Origin of the sequence: Methylobacterium variabile, assembly GCF_001043975.1 — a bacterium.
Classification (GTDB): Bacteria; Pseudomonadota; Alphaproteobacteria; order Rhizobiales; family Beijerinckiaceae; genus Methylobacterium; species Methylobacterium variabile.
In genome coordinates this window covers 33,665-49,361 of record NZ_LABY01000123.1, presented here as the reverse complement: position 1 = coordinate 49,361, position 15,697 = coordinate 33,665, and the positions used below count along the sequence as shown (strand labels likewise).

The 15,697-nt window shown below is 65.5% G+C and carries 14 protein-coding genes and 4 pseudogenes; 6 read left to right on the top strand and 12 right to left on the bottom strand.

The annotated features are described in order from the left end of the window. A partial coding sequence (gene tnpC / locus VQ02_RS17955) for an IS66 family transposase (RefSeq protein WP_048445564.1) occupies positions 1-1,125 on the bottom strand: 1,125 nt, incomplete at its 3' end. Positions 1,126-1,319: 194 nt separating this feature from the next. Between tnpC and VQ02_RS39265 the strand changes: the two are divergent. Continuing rightward, positions 1,320-1,418 (top strand): annotated as a pseudogene (locus VQ02_RS39265) (IS481 family transposase); the annotation flags it as partial. A 244-nt stretch (positions 1,419-1,662) separates the two neighbouring features. On the opposite strand, the gene VQ02_RS17950 reads toward VQ02_RS39265, so the two are convergent. The 8 genes from VQ02_RS17950 to VQ02_RS17915 all read right to left on the bottom strand — a co-directional run bounded on the left by VQ02_RS17950 (position 1,663) and on the right by VQ02_RS17915 (position 8,666). Continuing rightward, positions 1,663-2,574: a TIR domain-containing protein gene (locus tag VQ02_RS17950; RefSeq protein WP_048445563.1), complete on the bottom strand. Its 912-nt coding sequence runs from the start codon at positions 2,572-2,574 to the stop codon at positions 1,663-1,665. Between the two features lie 59 nt (positions 2,575-2,633). Next, entirely contained in the window at positions 2,634-3,425 is a 792-nt protein-coding gene (locus VQ02_RS17945) for an E2 domain-containing protein (RefSeq protein WP_053080424.1), read from the bottom strand. Then, a complete protein-coding gene (locus VQ02_RS17940) occupies positions 3,422-4,975 on the bottom strand; it encodes an adenylate/guanylate cyclase domain-containing protein (protein ID WP_048445562.1) in 1,554 nt (517 codons plus the stop codon). The genes VQ02_RS17945 and VQ02_RS17940 overlap by 4 nt, the downstream gene beginning before the upstream one ends. 137 nt (positions 4,976-5,112) lie before the next feature. Then, positions 5,113-6,489 (bottom strand): metallophosphoesterase family protein, encoded by a 1,377-nt coding sequence (locus VQ02_RS17935; protein ID WP_048445571.1) that lies wholly within the window; start codon positions 6,487-6,489, stop codon positions 5,113-5,115. Between the two features lie 5 nt (positions 6,490-6,494). Then, positions 6,495-6,779, bottom strand: coding sequence for a hypothetical protein (locus VQ02_RS17930; RefSeq protein WP_048445561.1), 285 nt, complete (start codon positions 6,777-6,779; stop codon positions 6,495-6,497). A gap of 16 nt (positions 6,780-6,795) precedes the next feature. Next, positions 6,796-7,782, bottom strand: coding sequence for a caspase family protein (locus tag VQ02_RS17925; protein WP_425339910.1), 987 nt, complete (start codon positions 7,780-7,782; stop codon positions 6,796-6,798). 4 nt (positions 7,783-7,786) lie between these two features. Next, positions 7,787-8,158 carry a TIR domain-containing protein gene (locus VQ02_RS17920; protein ID WP_048445560.1) on the bottom strand — a complete coding sequence of 124 codons (372 nt, stop codon included), beginning with the start codon at positions 8,156-8,158 and terminating at the stop codon, positions 7,787-7,789. Between the two features lie 25 nt (positions 8,159-8,183). Continuing rightward, positions 8,184-8,666, bottom strand: coding sequence for a toll/interleukin-1 receptor domain-containing protein (locus VQ02_RS17915; RefSeq protein ID WP_048445559.1), 483 nt, complete (start codon positions 8,664-8,666; stop codon positions 8,184-8,186). Between the two features lie 184 nt (positions 8,667-8,850). Here VQ02_RS17915 and VQ02_RS17910 point away from each other — a divergent pair, with 184 nt between their 5' ends. Continuing rightward, positions 8,851-9,474, top strand: a complete 624-nt coding sequence (locus VQ02_RS17910; protein ID WP_083469290.1) for a recombinase family protein — start codon at positions 8,851-8,853, stop codon at positions 9,472-9,474. Positions 9,475-9,632: 158 nt separating this feature from the next. Here the strand turns inward: VQ02_RS17910 and VQ02_RS17905 are convergent, their stop codons facing one another. The 3 genes and pseudogenes from VQ02_RS17905 to VQ02_RS39260 all read right to left on the bottom strand — a co-directional run bounded on the left by VQ02_RS17905 (position 9,633) and on the right by VQ02_RS39260 (position 10,947). Continuing rightward, positions 9,633-9,914, bottom strand: a complete 282-nt coding sequence (locus VQ02_RS17905; RefSeq protein ID WP_048445558.1) for a toxin-antitoxin system HicB family antitoxin — start codon at positions 9,912-9,914, stop codon at positions 9,633-9,635. Next, a pseudogene (locus tag VQ02_RS17900) lies at positions 9,911-10,270 on the bottom strand (putative toxin-antitoxin system toxin component, PIN family); the annotation flags it as partial. The gene VQ02_RS17905 and the pseudogene VQ02_RS17900, both read right to left, overlap by 4 nt. Before the next feature lie 212 nt (positions 10,271-10,482). Further along, a pseudogene (locus tag VQ02_RS39260) lies at positions 10,483-10,947 on the bottom strand (hypothetical protein). Positions 10,948-11,229: 282 nt separating this feature from the next. Between VQ02_RS39260 and VQ02_RS37245 the strand changes: the two are divergent. The 4 genes and pseudogenes from VQ02_RS37245 to mobF all read left to right on the top strand — a co-directional run bounded on the left by VQ02_RS37245 (position 11,230) and on the right by mobF (position 15,653). Continuing rightward, positions 11,230-11,457 carry a hypothetical protein gene (locus tag VQ02_RS37245; RefSeq protein ID WP_157080682.1) on the top strand — a complete coding sequence of 76 codons (228 nt, stop codon included), beginning with the start codon at positions 11,230-11,232 and terminating at the stop codon, positions 11,455-11,457. A gap of 556 nt (positions 11,458-12,013) precedes the next feature. Further along, positions 12,014-12,421, top strand: a pseudogene (locus VQ02_RS40055) (type IV secretory system conjugative DNA transfer family protein); the annotation flags it as partial. Positions 12,422-12,627: 206 nt separating this feature from the next. Continuing rightward, positions 12,628-12,759 carry a hypothetical protein gene (locus tag VQ02_RS39780; protein ID WP_280818951.1) on the top strand — a complete coding sequence of 44 codons (132 nt, stop codon included), beginning with the start codon at positions 12,628-12,630 and terminating at the stop codon, positions 12,757-12,759. Continuing rightward, positions 12,756-15,653 carry a MobF family relaxase gene (gene mobF / locus VQ02_RS17880; RefSeq protein ID WP_053080423.1) on the top strand — a complete coding sequence of 966 codons (2,898 nt, stop codon included), beginning with the start codon at positions 12,756-12,758 and terminating at the stop codon, positions 15,651-15,653. The genes VQ02_RS39780 and mobF overlap by 4 nt, the downstream gene beginning before the upstream one ends. Positions 15,654-15,697 lie beyond the last annotated feature (44 nt).

Below are 15,697 nucleotides of genomic sequence, written 5' to 3'. Positions count from 1 at the left end.
GCGCCAGTCGCCGACTCTACTCACGTCCACCTGCCCCAGGAAGGCCAGGAAGGTCAGGAGTTGATCGTGCGCCCGGCCCATCCGGGCTTGGAGCGCCTGGGTCAGATCGCACGTCGCCGGGGCCTTCAGGATGGCATCGAGGTCCTGCTCCAACTCGCGCCGCTTGCGCGCCAGGGTCGAGGCGGCCAACTCGGTCAGCCCTCGGGCGAGCCCGAAGGCCTTGTCGAGCCACCACGTGAGCCGCAAGGCGATCAGATCGTCGCCCGCCTCGACCGCGTAGGCCACGTCGCGGGCGAGATGCGCCAGGCAAGTCTGCTGGTGCTCGCCGTGGCCCTGCTGGGCCGAGTACCGGTCGGAGATCCACACCAAAGGCCGGTGCCCGGCCATCACCTCGCCGACCACGGCAGCAGACCGGCTCGGGGCGGCGTGATGCACGACCGCGTCCTGGCAGCGGAACACCCAGTGGTAGCTGTTGGCGCCCTCGATCCGCACCCCGGTCTCGTCCGAGGCGACCACCGGAGCCTGGCGCAGACGCGCCAGCGCGGCGTCCCGGCCTTCGGCAAAACAGCCTTGGGCGCGCCGCAGCAGGTTCATCAGCCCGCCCCGGCTCAGCCGCAGCCCGAACAGGTCCGACAGGGCCGCCTGCAACCGGTCGTAGGACAGCGCCTGAAAGGTCTTCGGGTACGTCGCCACCGCGTGCAGCCGTGGCCCGAACGGCGTCGCGTCGGCTCCCGCCGGCCGCGGGGCGGCGACCCGGGTCCGGCAGGCCGGGCAGGTCACGCACAAGCGCCGGTGCTGCTCGACCACCGGGCGAACGAGCGGCAGGTCGATGCGCTCGTGCACGCTGACGGTCTCGGCCGGAAGATCGGCCGGCAGCAGCTCGCCGCACGATGAGCAGGCGGAGGGCCGATGCTCCACCACCTGATTCGGATCCGGCGTCAGCGCCCGCTTGTGGCCCTCATGTCCAGGCTTGGCCCCACCCGGGCGGGACTTCTCGCGACGCTCCTTGCGGTCGCTCGCCGGCAGCTTGGACGAGGTGCGCGACGTCTTCTCGGGCCGGTGCAGCTTCAGCACCAACTCGATCAGTTCCTCCTTGCTCAGGCGCTCGAGGTCACTGCGGCTCATCCCGACAGGGAACCAGCCAAACAGCCGTCCGGCAAGGGGACGGTCCGACGCCCCCTCTCGCGACCGAGCTGCGCCGTCCCGACACCCCACTGGGTAATTAACCCTCCCGCCCCCGCCATCCCAACACAGGACGGGCCGACAAACGCGCGTGCCAAAAAATATCCCCTGGGTAATTACCGGAAGTCGGTTGAGCGATGCAGCATAGTCAAAAAAGCATTAGGATCCTTGCTAAGCGCTATGGCAACAACCAGAAGACTGTCGCCATAGGGAAGAAGCGCTTTTCGACGGCCGATGGCATGCGGGAGCGAGCGTGCCCAGGTCAACTACGACAGCAATGACCAGCTTCATTCGGGCGCATCCCACCGACGTTGAAGCTAGCTGCATATTCACCCGTCGCGTGAAGACGCTATGCAGACTCACACACCATATGGCCATCTGCAAAGCCTGGACGGACGAGATATTCCAGTTCGCCCAAAACCCGTACCGCCCAACTACGGGACAATGCATCTGTAGATGCAATCAGTTTGCTTAGGTCGATTAAATATTTCGCCCAAGGCGCAAAATGTGGTCTCGTAATATGTTGCAGGCAGGTCCCATGAGGGCGCTAACGTCGCTGCCAGGCGTGAACTGATATTTAATCGTTGTGATCCCAGCCAAATCACTCGGCAGCTTAAGTTTCGAGCCCTTCGGCTCCATTAGGATGGCGCGCTGGCGTCCCAAGCTCCCCATGAAGAAGCCCAGTTCGAACACAACGTTGTCCCGGGGCGTTGGCCACTCTTCGTCGCGGACTTCTGTCTTGTCGTCGAGGTGAGCGACCGCTACCGCGAAATCAGATTGCATCAACTCCTCTTCCAGCGTCTCAAGCGTGTAGTTCGTCACCTTGAAGACACCGTTCGCCCAAACGACCGTCAGGAACGGGTCGTTCGCGAGCGCATTCTCGATGGCTCGTGCCACCGGAAGGGCCTCCGAGGATGAGAACAGGAATACACGCGGCTTTTCGTTTGCAGGTCGGATCAGCGCGTTTCGTTGCTCTAGGCGTCGCGCCAACTCCTGCGCCATGCGTCGCCAGACCTCGGGATACCGGTCGGCAACGACGGAGAATTCGGCCTCGCTGACCTTCAGGACGACGGCCTCGGTCGTCGCGGTCACGGTCGCTGCGCGCGCCTGGAATGGTGCGACGGCTGCCATCTCGCCAACCTGATCTCCTCGGCTACGCATGTTAACGCGATGGTCGTTCACGACGATCTCGAAATTGCCGACTATGATGAAGAACAGGTCGTTGTCGGTGCCTCCCTGCTCAATGATTGAGGTTCCGCGTTCGATGCGTACGAGCTCGCCCACGTCGACCAGGGCTTCGGCAAGGCCAGGCGTCCCGGTAACGAGCCTTTGGCGGCCCATCTCTTCCACGAGGCGCACCCGGCCCCGTTCGCCTTGAAACCGTTCGAGCATGGCACATCCTCCCGACTGTTACGCGCACCCACCCGATGCGCCTTTGCCGCGCCAGGGCCTCACGGCCTGGCGACGCCCAGCGGGCAACCGTCCATGGTCCCGCAACAATCCTTGCCTTCGAACGACTTCCAGAACGACCGCTCCGCGGTGGCCATGTCCTGCATCGCGCCGACGATCTCGACTAGGCGGCCGGCATGGTCGCGGCATCGCCGGAGGGTCAAGGGCCGCTCGTCCTGCCCGCAGGGGCAGGCTTGCCGAAGCGTCGCCGGGCGACGATGCATGACGAAGATGCGCGCCATCGTCCGGCCGTCAACCTGCAACCGAACCGCGCTCCCCTGCGACGAACACCCTTTTGACCGAACCGTGGCCACACGTCCTTGGAACAGCCGGTCGCGCAGCCGGGGCGAGACCGCCGCGGCCGCTTCGAGCGCCTTGCGCTGATGTACGGCAGCGCCGCCATGGGCCCATTCGCGACGGTCCGGCCATCGGCGCAGGCGCCGCGCACGCTCCTGCAGGCGTAGGAACTGCAACACGGCACCCCACCATGTCGCGCCTTCCGCGGTGGCTTCGAGTGCTAGGTTCTCATAGGGCTCCCAGTTCAGGCAGAACGACCCATCGGCATTGATGTGCCGCATCGGGCAGAACGCCGGGAGACGAGCCCCTAAGGTCGCCTCCCGAACATATGGCCGGCCGCCGCTCGCCTGGACCTCAAGTTCGTAGCCGTGGAGGCTCCCGTCCGTCATCAGGATGGGCACGGCCGCGCGTAGGAGACCATTGGTCGAGAGAAGCGGCGTGATCCCATATGCCGGGGCTGCCGACGCGAGGATCTCGACCGCCGCCGGCTGGATCATTCCCCGCCGACCTCGACGTAGGGTGTGACCACTTGATCGGCAGCCCTTTTGACCGCCGGCGCCGCGGCGGCGAACGCCTCGGCCTTGATGGCCTTGGCGGTCCGGTCGCCGTCGGCTGCAAGTCCCTCCACCGCCTCGTTGTAGTCGAGGCCGTCGAAGCGCCGGGACGGGCCGAACAGGTCCCTGACTGCTTGCGTCCCGGATTTGTATGCGACCTGCCCGATGGCCGTCTGCGTGCCCGTGCAACGCTTCTGTTCGGACTCCGAAGCCAGTACGCCGCGGCTCACCGAGCATCGCAAGCGGTCCCCGTGCGCGCCGAGCCGCGTCAGGGTCATCGGGCCGAACTCGATGCCTATCGCAAGCCCGAGCTTTTTCACGTCGACCCCCTCCTCGTCGAGCTTCTCCAAGGCGAGCTCGAAGCTGCTCCGAAGGGCACCGGCGCACAGTACGGCCGTGCTCACCGTCTCCTCGTCGTCGGTCGTCTGCGCCGTTCCCTCGCACAGCAAGCCGTGGATGCAGTCGCCGATGAAACGGACCCGCCGGCCCTCGAAGTCGACGCCCATCACGCGGTCGAGTTCGGCGCGGATGACGTGCAAGGCGCGTACGACATCCTCCGACGTCCTCGCTTCCAGGTGGCGGGCCACGTAGGCCGTGAAGCCATCGATATCCGCATAGACGGAGACGGCCTCCTGACGTCGGGAGTTGGATGGTGTCAGCGCGATAATGTCTATGGTGCGCAAAGGCGGCGTGTGGCGCGAAAACTCGTAGTTGGAGAGTGGGTTCTTAGCGAGGTCGGCGCGCCATTCTTCCGCGAGATCCTCTACGTCGAGGCCGAGCTTGGCGTCTGCCTGCGACAGGGCTACCTCGCTGGCGGTCATCTTGGTCTTGGACGGCTCCTTGACCTCGGTCAGGCCTATCGCGCGCCGGGCGTTGTTCGTCAGGAATATGCCGACCGCGGACCCCGCCGCTGAGAACTTCGCGGCATGGTTCGCTGGATCCCCCAGGAACAAGGGCTCGCGACCGCCGTTCCGGCCGTTGTTCACGACGAGGGCGAGACCGCTATCTATCCCGACTCTGACCCTGGCCGCGGGAACATACTCGTCGTCGTCGCCTGTGGCCGCGCAAACGTCGATGACGAGCTGGGCGATGGCGACCGCGCGATGGAGCCTCCGGGCTTCGGCGCCGCCGTCCTCCTCGTCGTCGCTGTCGTAGGGTTTGTGGACGACGGCGTGCAGCCGCTGGTTATGAAAATCGACGCGCAGCGCATCCGCCCTGTTGAGGATGCGGCGCACGCTTCGACCGTGCAGGTCGAGGAACCGAAGCGTTCGCTTGTGGCATGTCTCCCCTTCGCTCAACGTGCAGTTCAGCATGTCGTCGAGGTTAAGGATGTCCGCGTAGAGATGCACGGCCTTCATCCGATAGGCCTTCGCGGTGGGTATGTTGCCGAGCGACATCTCGCGCTTGAAGTCGACGATCTCGACCTTCTTCACGTCCTTGATCTTGGCGGCGATGTGTTCGGCCGCCCGGTCACGCTTCCAGCTATGTGCCATGTCAACTTCCGCCTGTCGACGGACCGGGCAAGGACCGGCCTGATTGTGAGTTTCGCGGTGGATCGAGGGATGCGGACGTCAGCGCTGCACCGGGCCGACGACATGGCGCCGCCACTCGATGGTCCCGCGCCCGAACGTCATGAGATCTCTTCGGAAAATATTTCCTCCGTGCCAGCATCGGTGACCTGCATGTATCGGGCCCGACATGAGCCAACCCCGACGTCGATGACGGCGTAGCCATGGGTGAAGACCCCGCCGCGCGTCTGAAGCCTCGTGCCCTCAATGATGGCGGGCGTCTGCTCCAGGTCGTCGAGAGGCTTGTAGATGTTGTCGAGGACAGACACCGGGACGGCGCCGTGGCCGATGCACCGACCAACTTTTATTCCCGAGAACGGCTCGTAGATCCCCAGCGAGTGCTCGTGGCCCCAGAACCAGGCCGCCACGCAGCCGTCTCTGTTCATGCGCTCAAAGGCACGCATCAGGTGGGGGTTGCTTGGGTTCCTCTTGCCTTGCGCCGGCTTGGCGCCGATGGCCGAGAACGCGGAGAACGGCTGGTGATGCGACAGGAGTATGGTCCGACCTCCGAACTCCTCGATCCGCTGGCAATGCCATTCCAGCTCGTCGTCTTCGAGGTGGGTCAGGGCATCGGCAACTGAGTGGGGATTGTTGTCGTGCAGGCCGGTATCCATGGCAAGGAACTGCCATCTCTCGTCCGCCGAGCGCAGGCAGAAGAAACTCGCGCGCTGCCGGAGGGAGCCCTCGTTCAGCTTCGGCAGCAGATCGTAATATCCGACCCCGCCGCAGTACATGTCGTGGTTTCCGGACAGCGTGTACACCAGGGTTGGTCGCTTGGTCCGCAACTCCCGCGTCACCGGGCGGAGGAAGTTGTCCTCGCACTCCTTCCTGGTCCCCGAGTAATAGATATCCCCGAGGTGGACCAGCACGTCCGGGTGCTCCCCTGCGATGGACCTCAAGACCTCTATGGCCGGCCGTGCGCCGGTGCCCCAATCGCTTACGAGCGCAAGGCGCGAACCGGCCTTGATCTCGTGCGTCTCCGGACCGGCCTGCGCGGGCCGGACGTACGGAATCGGCTTCCGCTTCCCGTCCGGACCGAAATACCCCGCGTAGGCACGCAGGGTCGTAACCCATTCCACGTCGCAGGTCCCAGTCCTGTATTCGTCCTCGACCTCGGCGAGCGCAGCCTGGTTGCCACTGGCGAGGGCCTTCACGTAGCGCAAGGCCAGTTCGACGCACACCTTGCCTATATCGACCGGTGACAGATCCCGCGCCGCCGGCGAGGAAGGCCGCACCCCGGACCCGATGCCCGCGTCGCGCCCGCACTCCCGTCTCGTGATTGCAGTCGCCTCATCGTTGAACGTCGCCGAGGCCGACCGTTCCAGCCGTCGTGCACCCGGTCCGGAGGCCTTGGCGTCAATGCGTTCAGCGACCTCCGCAACCGCCGATTGGAACAGGGACAGCACCGGATCGCGCACACTTTCGAAAGTTTCGGGCATCGACTTCACCCACTCCTCTCTTCGTCATCCTGGAACCAGCGCTTCAGCACCGGGAGATATCGCCGGACCTGCTCCCGGTCGCTCTCCTTCTCGTCCTCGGGTAGGTCCTCGTACTGCATGCCGAATTGGCGCTCCCATCGCTCGACCAACTCGGCGGACAGGACCAGCGACCCGTCCGGCCGGCGGACCGCCTTGGCATGGACGTAACGCTGCCAGTGGGACCACCGCTCGTGCTCGATGGCCGCCAGTTCCTCAATGAGCGCGTCGTCATCCCCACGGTCGCGAACCATTGCCTGCCATCCCCGGTCAGATCAGCTTCTCGGCCACCAGCCGCCTGTAGTGCTCGCCGAGCACGGTCAGCTCGCAGCTCTGGCTGTCCATTGCGGCATGCCACATGTGGGGGGCCCCGACCGGCCGGACCAAGTTCACTTTCACGTAGCTCTGGAGCACGGCGAAGATCTCCGTGTTCGCGGGGTTGGGCGCCACCCCCGTGTCCGGCCTTTCCCTTTCGGGCTCGAACGATGGATCGAGCTTGATCCTGTGACCCGGGGCTGGGAAGAGCGAAGCAAGCTTTTTAAGATCAGAGAGGGATATGGGGGGCTTGGCCCTGCGCAATGACACGAACGACTTCACGTTGGTCTTGAACACCGGTCGCTGCCCGCCCCATGGTCCGAGCGACTGGTCGATGTGGGCATAGACGCTGCCCGGCGTCACGTCCCCGACGAGGTTCGCGGCCGCCCCGTCGAGCGCGTGGACCAGCAGGTTGGTGAATACGCCGGGGGCGCCGTTACCGCCCTCGTACGCGTACTCCTTCTCGGTCGACGCGGTGAGGAGGGTCATCCCCTCGGCAATCTCGGCAACGCCGCTGCCGCCCGCCCGGTTCCCAGCTATGCCGCCGTAGCAGCTATCAAGGATGATGATCCTGTTCTTCGCCTTCGACTGCCTAGCGAACGTCATGATTTCGCTCAGCGGGAGGCCGTCGTTGCCGTCCTGGCTGTCGCTGGCACAGAGGAAGCCGCCCGTCTCGTCGACGAAACCGTGGCCTGCGAAGTAGAGCAGGGCCACGTCGGGATCGCCCGCGAAGACGGCCTCAACCTCCGTGCGCAGTTGCCGTCGGTCGAGCGGGTTGCCTCTGTCCGTCGCTGTCAGGAGCCTCGGCGTGGTGAAGTTCACCGACTGGTCGAAGTTGGTTTCGAGGACGCCGGCGACGGCGGTCGCATCGGCGACGCAGCCCTTCAGTGGCTTGAGGCGATCGTAGTGATCAATGCCGATGATCAAGGCCTTCCGCATCATGCCCTCACAGAGAGTCGATGAATGCGGCGATGTTGGCATCGCTCCAGACGACGGTCCTCACGCCAGCGATTTCGGTCCGGTCGCTGGCGTGGGCCCAGACGCCGATGATCTTCTTGCCTTCGTCCTTCGCGCAGGCGACCTCCCACCTCTGGCCGGTCGACTGCGGCGAGTTCCTGCTGACCAACACGATCAACCCATGGCAACGCCGTATCCGCGTGCGGACTTTGTCCTTCCAATCCGTTTCGTAGGCCTCCTTCACGGAAAGGTCGATAAACTTATATGGAGCCCGTGGATGCAGCGACTGACCTTTAAGAAAATCCCGCTGTCGTTCGTTCTCCATCGCGAATGCGACGAAGAAAATTTTCTTCGTTGACAAACTCTGCCTCCTGCCGCCCCGTTGTTTACCGCTGTCCAAGCGACGATTTTAGAGAGCTATGGAACGACCTGAAACCGCGCGACTGCGCCGTGCTCCCGTACCCTTGTTGCCGGTAAGTCTCGACGAGATGCTGCGCGCGCTTAGACTCCGTAATATATCTATCCAGGTCGGCCATGTTTTGAAGGTACGGCCATTTTTGAAGAAACTCAGGTACGGTCGCGCCGTCCGACACGAATGAGGCCAGGAAGCGCTCCTTCTCCGTGGCAACCCCGATTTCCCATGGCACCCACCACGACGCCCGAGTAATAGGACTGATAACGGCGAGCAACTGCGAGCATTCATCGAGGCGCATCCGTATATAATCAGCCAAATCTGGTCCGCTTTTACTTAACTGAGCATCGATGACGTCGATATACACGTCCAGGCCGCCCATCCGGAGACGGGCAGCTATGAGCGCGGCTCGCTCGGAGTCCTCTTGCTTATGTGAGACGAAGACCTTTGGCGTCATTCCTGGCCCCCTAGGAACATAATGGCAACATGGCAGAGCCAAGTCGAGCTGTCGAGTCAGGCGTCGCCTATCAGCATACCCTGTTGAGACAGATGCATGAGACAGCCTCGGCCGTCTCAACAGGGTTGCAAATCAGACCATGAGACAGGTAGAAGTGAGGCTCTAGATCCTGGCGAGACGAACAATGGGCAAAATCGGCTACGCGCGCGTCAGCACTACGGATCAGGACCTCTCCCTCCAGCTCGCCGCCCTCTCAGCCGCAGGATGCGGCGTCATCCGATCCGAGAAGATCACCGGATCCACCGTCACCGGACGCGCCGAGCTGCGTACCGTCCTCGACTTTATCGGCAACGGCGACACCCTCGTGGTCACCCGCATCGATCGCCTCGCCCGATCCCTCGGTGACCTCCAGGACATCGTCCGCGAGCTCAAGGCCAAGGGCGCCTCTCTCGTCGCCACCGAACAGCCGATCGATACTGGCACCGCCGCCGGCAAGGCCTTCCTCGACATGCTCGGGGTGTTCGCCGAGTTCGAGACCAACCTGCGGCGAGAGCGCCAGATGGAGGGGATCGCCAAGGCCAAAGCCGCCGGCATCTACAAGGGCGGCAAAACCCGGATCTCGGCTGACGAGGTGCGACGTCTGGCAGGGGAAGGTGTGGGTCCCTCAGCGATCGCCCGACAGCTGAGAATAGGCCGAGCCAGCGTCTATCGCCTGCTCGGCGCAAATAAGGTTGCGGCGACCCTGAATGGCTCATGCGATAGCCAAGGGAGAACCGAGGTCGATCTGGAAGAGGACCCTGACCTCTGAGGTGTCCCGGGATCCCAACCGTCCCTCCGTCCACCTCAGCGAGATCAGGGGCGAGAACGTGCTTCCGGCACTCGGCATGTCAGCATCCATGCCAACCAAGCACCTCGGCGTCACGCGCCAAGCCGCTCCGGCGATGCGCCTGTCGATCCCTTGGCCGCTCAGTGTCCGTCGATCGACCCGGGCTTCCATCCCTCCGGCAATTCATCACCGGGCTCCGGCGGGCAGTTGGGCACACGGGACAGGAAGGCGTCGAGCTCGTCGAGCGAATGGCCCTCTGCCCGCTGCTTGAAGAACTCGGCCGCCGTCTCGACGGCTCCGACTTTCTGGGCCACCGCCGTCGCAATCCACTGGTTCAGGCTCACGCCGTCCTCCTTGGCCAGTCGTGCCGCGGCCTGCTTGATCGAGGTGGGAAGCTTGAGCGGATAGGTAGCCTTGCTCATGATGCCAGCTCCTGCAGCAGCTCTGCCGGCCGCAGCACCCGCACACCGCAGCGCGGCGCAGCCGACACAAAATCACGAACGTTGTAGGTCACGAGCGCGTCAGCCCGGCCGTTGATGGCGGCCTCAAGCACCAGTTCGTCATCGGTGTCGCGCAGCTGCGGACGCCAGCGCAGGCGAACGTCCACCGGCTCGATCACCCCTGCGAGAGCGCCCAGGATCCGATCGACGTCGGCCAAACTCAGTCCTGACACCTCGCGCTGTCCCGGGCGCTTGAGTACCTCCTCGTACTCGAGGAGCAAACTCGTCGTGGCGAGTGGGACGACGCGCCGAAGGCGAACCGCTCGGAGGATCACGAAGCCCGCGCCCGCTTGGCTTCAAAACGCCGAGGCGATCACGGAGGTATCCAGTACGACCCGCAACATCTCACAATAATAACATCCCATGGGATATTAGGCGAGCCGTCCTCGTCGTAGAGGCGTGCGCGCGCTTGCTGGCATGGCCGGTAGGCAAGCCATCTTGAAGGTTGGTCGCGCCCTGACTCGGCCGCGGCGCCTGCGCCCTACCTTCGTCAATGACCCGGGGGCGTGGAAGAATGACGCCAGGCCACCGGGTACGGTCCCTGGAACAGGTCGCCCATAGCCTTTCGCTGGAACAGGGTGCGCCAGCGCCGGCGCTGATGCTCGTCGCGGTCGTGCAGCATATGGCAGCGCTGGCAGAACGCCGCCAGGTTGGTGTCCTGGTTGTTGGCGGTGTCGTGGTCGCGGTGGGCCGCCGCCAGCACCACCTTGGTGACCCGGACCCGAGCGAGCAGGTTTTCGTCGCGCAGCCGATGCCGGAGCCGACGACCCCGACCGTCGCGCCAACCCGAGATCTCGTCATCTCACCAGCGTCCATCGCCGAGATGAAAGACCCGCTGCAGGTGCGGGCGTGCGCATGCCTCGCATCGTCCTCGCGCCCGGCGGAAGCGGATTGCGTCGGAGAGCTGGGGCCAGTCGATGGGGTAGAAGAAGCGGTGCTCCGGCCGGATCGGCATTCATGCTCCCCGATCTACCGGTTTAACAAGGCCAAGGAGCCTATCACGCTCCAGGGTTAAGAGCTGCCTACTCACATCAGGCCTTCCGTTCGCTTCGACCGGAGATCCTCACCATTACCTTCACCTGGCGCCCGAGATCGATCGTGCCAAAACAGATTGATCTTCATGCTCGCATGTCGATCATCACGCAGACACGCATTCGATCAATTTTTACGTAAGCAGCTTGCGAAAATTGAATACCCACCATGAGACTGATCATGGGATCAGGAGATCGCGACGCGCATGACTCGATTTCCGCAAATCATAGAAAATAATATCGGCTATAGACTGCATGATGTTGATCAAAATACCGTTGCGAACACCTTGCAAGGGCGTGCTCAGCTGGTGGTCGACCTTCCACTTTCCACTGTCTTACCCTTTTTCCTGCGCGTGAGGAATGTCGATGCCGATAATATCATTGCCCGGCTGCCGGAAAAGGATCATCTGACCAAGATGGGCGCACAGCCGTGAGCCAAATCGGCAGCTTCTGGCGCGGCATCATCGTGTTCGTACTGACCATTGCATGCCTCGCCGTCTACTACCCGCTCGCCTTCGTCGTCCAACACGGGTTCGACCCGACCAGTTGGCACGACGCCCTGCTTCTTCCTCAGGGGTGGTTCGAGGACCTGCAGCACAAGGAGATCCTTCCCTGCATCGGCGTCTACGTCGACATGGTCTGTGGCGAGCACCGGGCCTTTGCCGATGGTGGCGTCGCTGCTATGGCGATCCTCGCACTCGGCGTGGTCGGCGGCGGCGGCTTCTTCGTTCTGAGTGCCCCGCGACCGGGATTGCGCGATCCCCGCACTGTCCTGGGCAGTGCCCGCTTCGCCAACGCCGCCGAGCGCGCCGCGATGGCTCGCGGCCTTGAGCTCGGCCTCGATCCGATCACCAGCCAACCTGTTCGGGTCCAGGTCGAAGGCAACCTCCTCTCCATCGCCCCGCCGCGCACCGGCAAGACCTCGGGCCTCATCATCCCCAACCTCGCCATGCCCCGGACCTCGGCGTCTGGGACGGGCCGGCCGTCGTCATCGACCCCAAGGGCGAGATCTATCGTGCCGTCGCCATCCGGCGCCGGCGCCTCGGCCGTACCGTGCGATGCCTCGATCCCTTCAACATCGTCGGGGGTAGCGACCGGTGGAACCCGCTCGCAACTCAACCCGCCAACGACCTGCTCTACCTCCAGCACCTCGCCCGCCTGCTGCTGCCAGGGTCCGCAGGCGCGAGCGAGAGCAGCCAGTTCTTCCGCAACCGCGCCGCCGTCCTCTTCCTCGGCGCCGTGCTCGCCGCCTTGCGCTCGGATCAGCGCACGCCGCTCGCTGCGGCCGGATACCTGAAGGACCTGCCCGCGCTCGCCGCCGCCCTGGGCAACGCCAACGATCTCGCGACGCGGGCCGTGCGGGCGTTCATCGCCAGCGAGGCCAAGAGCAAGGAGGATGTGATCTCGACCGCCGAGCAGGCCTTCGACTGGCTCCTCGACGAGCGCATGCAGCGCCTGACCGGCCAGCCACCCTCCCAGCCGCTCTCGCCGCCTCGCTCCGGAAGGAAGCCGCTCAGCGCGGCTGGACGCCCGAGAGCCTCGCCCGCGACTGCATCGACCAGTACCTTGAGGTTGCCCTGCGCCACCGCGTGGTGCTCGAGCGCATGGAGCAGGTCGACGCTGCCCTGCTGCAGCTCGCCCAGACCGTGGGTGAGATCGAGGCGGCGGCCGAGGCCGTCGAACCCGGTGCCCTGTGCCGCTACCGACCCGATCGCGATCCGGCCGGGACCCCGTGACTGCCTCGCTGCAGCGCCTGCGGCCCGGGCTCGAGGCGGCAGCCTATTATCTGACCCAGGCCCAGGACGAGGCCCGGCCAGACCGGCGCGAGGCCTACTACCAGGCCGAGGGCAGCGGGGTGTGGTGGTCGAGCGGCGGGAGCGTCGTGCGTCACGGTGCGGCGATCATCGGCGCCTCATTCCGCGACCTCTGCGCCGGTCTCGACCCGGGCACCGGCCGCCCTCTCGTGCGCGGGGCTGGCGTCGGTCACCATGCCGGAACCGATTGCACGATGACGTCCGGCAAATCCGTGAGCGCGCTTTGGGCGGCGGGAGATGCGGATCAGCGCGCCTTGATCGAGCAGGCGCACCGGGCAGCGGTTGATGCGGCCCTACGGTTCATCGAACGCGAGGGCCTGATCGTGGTGCGCACCGGCGCCGGCGGGCGCGAGCACCGCCGTCCCGCTGATTTGATCGCGGCGACTTTCGACCACTACACCACCCGCGAGGGCGATCCTAATCTACACACGCACTGCGTGTTGCTGAATGTCGCAGGCAATCCAGGGGAGAGCAGCGGCCGCTACAAGTCGTTGCGCCACCTCACGACCGACCCCGCCCGGCTGTTCGAGCAGCAGCGTGGCGTGGGCGCCGCCTACCGGGCGGCCCTGGCCGAGCAGCTGCATGCCCAGTTCGGGTGGCGCTTCCGTCCGGCCGGCAACGGACAGTGGGAGGTGGCGGGGGTCGCCGAGAGGGTGCTGGAGACGTTCTCGAAGCGCTCCGCCCAGATCCGGGAGCGGGTCGGCTCCGAGGCGACGAGCGCCCAGCGCGAGGTCGCGGCCCTGGCCACGCGGCGAGCCAAGGACCTCTTGCCGAGCGGTGTCGAGCTAGAGGCGCGTTGGCAACGCGAGCTGGTCGAGCTCGGAACGGATCTCTGGCGAAGTGCCCGTGAGGCAGCCCGGGATCCCGAACTCGCGCAGCAGATCGAGCCGAAGCACGATCTCGTGTTCGATCCGCCTGAGATCTCTGGCGCCACGCCAGTCGCCCGAGCTGCCTCGAGACTGCTGCGGCACGAGAACGTGATCACCCGGGCGGCATTGCTGCAGGCCAGCCTCGAGGAGGCAAGCCTGCACGGGCTCGGCATCGGAGCCGTCGAGGCTGAACTCGCGCGACTCGAGCTCGAAGGCACGCTGGTGCGCCTGTCCTCCGCGGCGCTCGAGCCGAGCCAAGGGGCGTGCTGGACCACGCCTGGCATCGCGGCCTGCGAGGCGGCCCTGCTGCGCGCTGCCGAGCGACCGCGGGAGAGAGTGTGGATCAGCCCTGAGACGGTCGCTGCGGCCCTCGAACAGGCTCCCCAGATCGCGCCCGAGCAGGCCGAGGCGGTGCGCCTGGCAGCTGGTATGGACGGGGTGTCGCTGATCGAAGCGGGCGCGGGTACGGGGAAGACCACCACGGCTCGCGTTCTGGTGGAGGCTGCCAGGATTGCTGGACTGAAGGTTGTTGGTTTGGCGCCGTCCTGGGTGGCGGCCGATGAGCTTTCGCGCAGCACCGGTATTCCCGCAAGAGCCATCGCGCGCTGGCGCTACGATCAGGCCCGCGGCCCGGCAGCCCTGGCGGACCGTGACGCGGCTCTCGGAGCCGACAGCCTGGTTCTGGTCGACGAGGCCGGGATGGTCGGCACGCGCGACCTCGAGGCCGTGCTGAGCGCGGCGCACGCTGCGAGCGCCAAGGTGGTATTGTTGGGCGATCGCCGCCAGCTTGCGTCGGTGGCCGGGGCGAGCGCGCTGCGGGCGGTGGCGGAGGTATGCGGTCGCCAAGCCATACTGGGGCAGGTGCGGCGCCAGCAGGTGCCGTGGCAGCGGGCAGCCTCGGAGCTAATGGCGCGGGGCGAGACCGAGGCGGGACTGCGCGCCTACGCGGGACGAGGCTGCGTCGAGCTGGTCTCTGGAGCTGAGGCGGCGCAGGCGCGGGTCATCGCGCTGTGGCGCGAGCTGCGCGGGCGGCACGGTGAGGACGTGCTGATCGTGACCCGCCGCAACCGTGATGCGGCGGCGCTAAACCGACTTGCGCGGGAGGTGCTGCGGGCCGAGAGGCGGCTCGGGCCCGATCTGGTCGAGGTGAGCGCGGTCGACCGCGAGGATCGGCGGGTGGTGCTGCCGCTGGCGGTAGGTGACCGGTTGCGGTTTGGCGAGACGCTGCCTGAGCTCGGGGTGCGCAATGGTAACCGGGCAGAGGTGCAGGAAGTGACGGTCGCGGCCGACGGCCAGGTGCGGCTGCGCCTGGAACTGGAGGACGGGCGGGTCCTGGAGGAGGCTTGGGAACGGCTGGCCCGCGCGCCACGGTTCGGTCCGCGCCGACCCCCGCGGATCACGCCTGCGCTGGCCGGCACGGCGCACGCGGCCCAAGGTCGGACCAGCGCCGCGGCGGTCCTGTACGTGGGCAGCTCCGCCGACGCACGTGAGACGTACGTAGGTCTGACTCGCCACCGGCAAGAGGCCCACGTGGTCGTGGAGCGGAATCGTCTCGACGCGCTGTGCCGACAGCGACAGGCGGATGCGCGACTCGCCCCAACGGAGTCGATGCTGCTTGAGCGGCTGTTCGCGGAGGCTGGACGCTACCGGGAGAAGGCGAACGTGTCCGACTACGTAGTCGACCGCCTCGCGTTCGTGCGAAGCGGGGTGGTCGATCTACGAGAGGCAGAGATTGGGCTCGGGATCGGACGAGCCGTTGCTGCGGCGCGCGCGCTGGCGCATGCCTTGCGCCGGATCGACCTGATGCCGCGGCGCGGAGAGCTGTTCCCTCAGCTTATGGCCTGGCGGCACAATCCCCAGAGAGTACAGCAAGGATTGGAGCGGGCACCCACGAGTCCTGCATTCGCTCTTGAGGCCCAAGCCAGGGATGTCACGCCTGAGCGTTAGCACGATCAATCCATATTTGAACGGCTTATATAATATTTATAGAT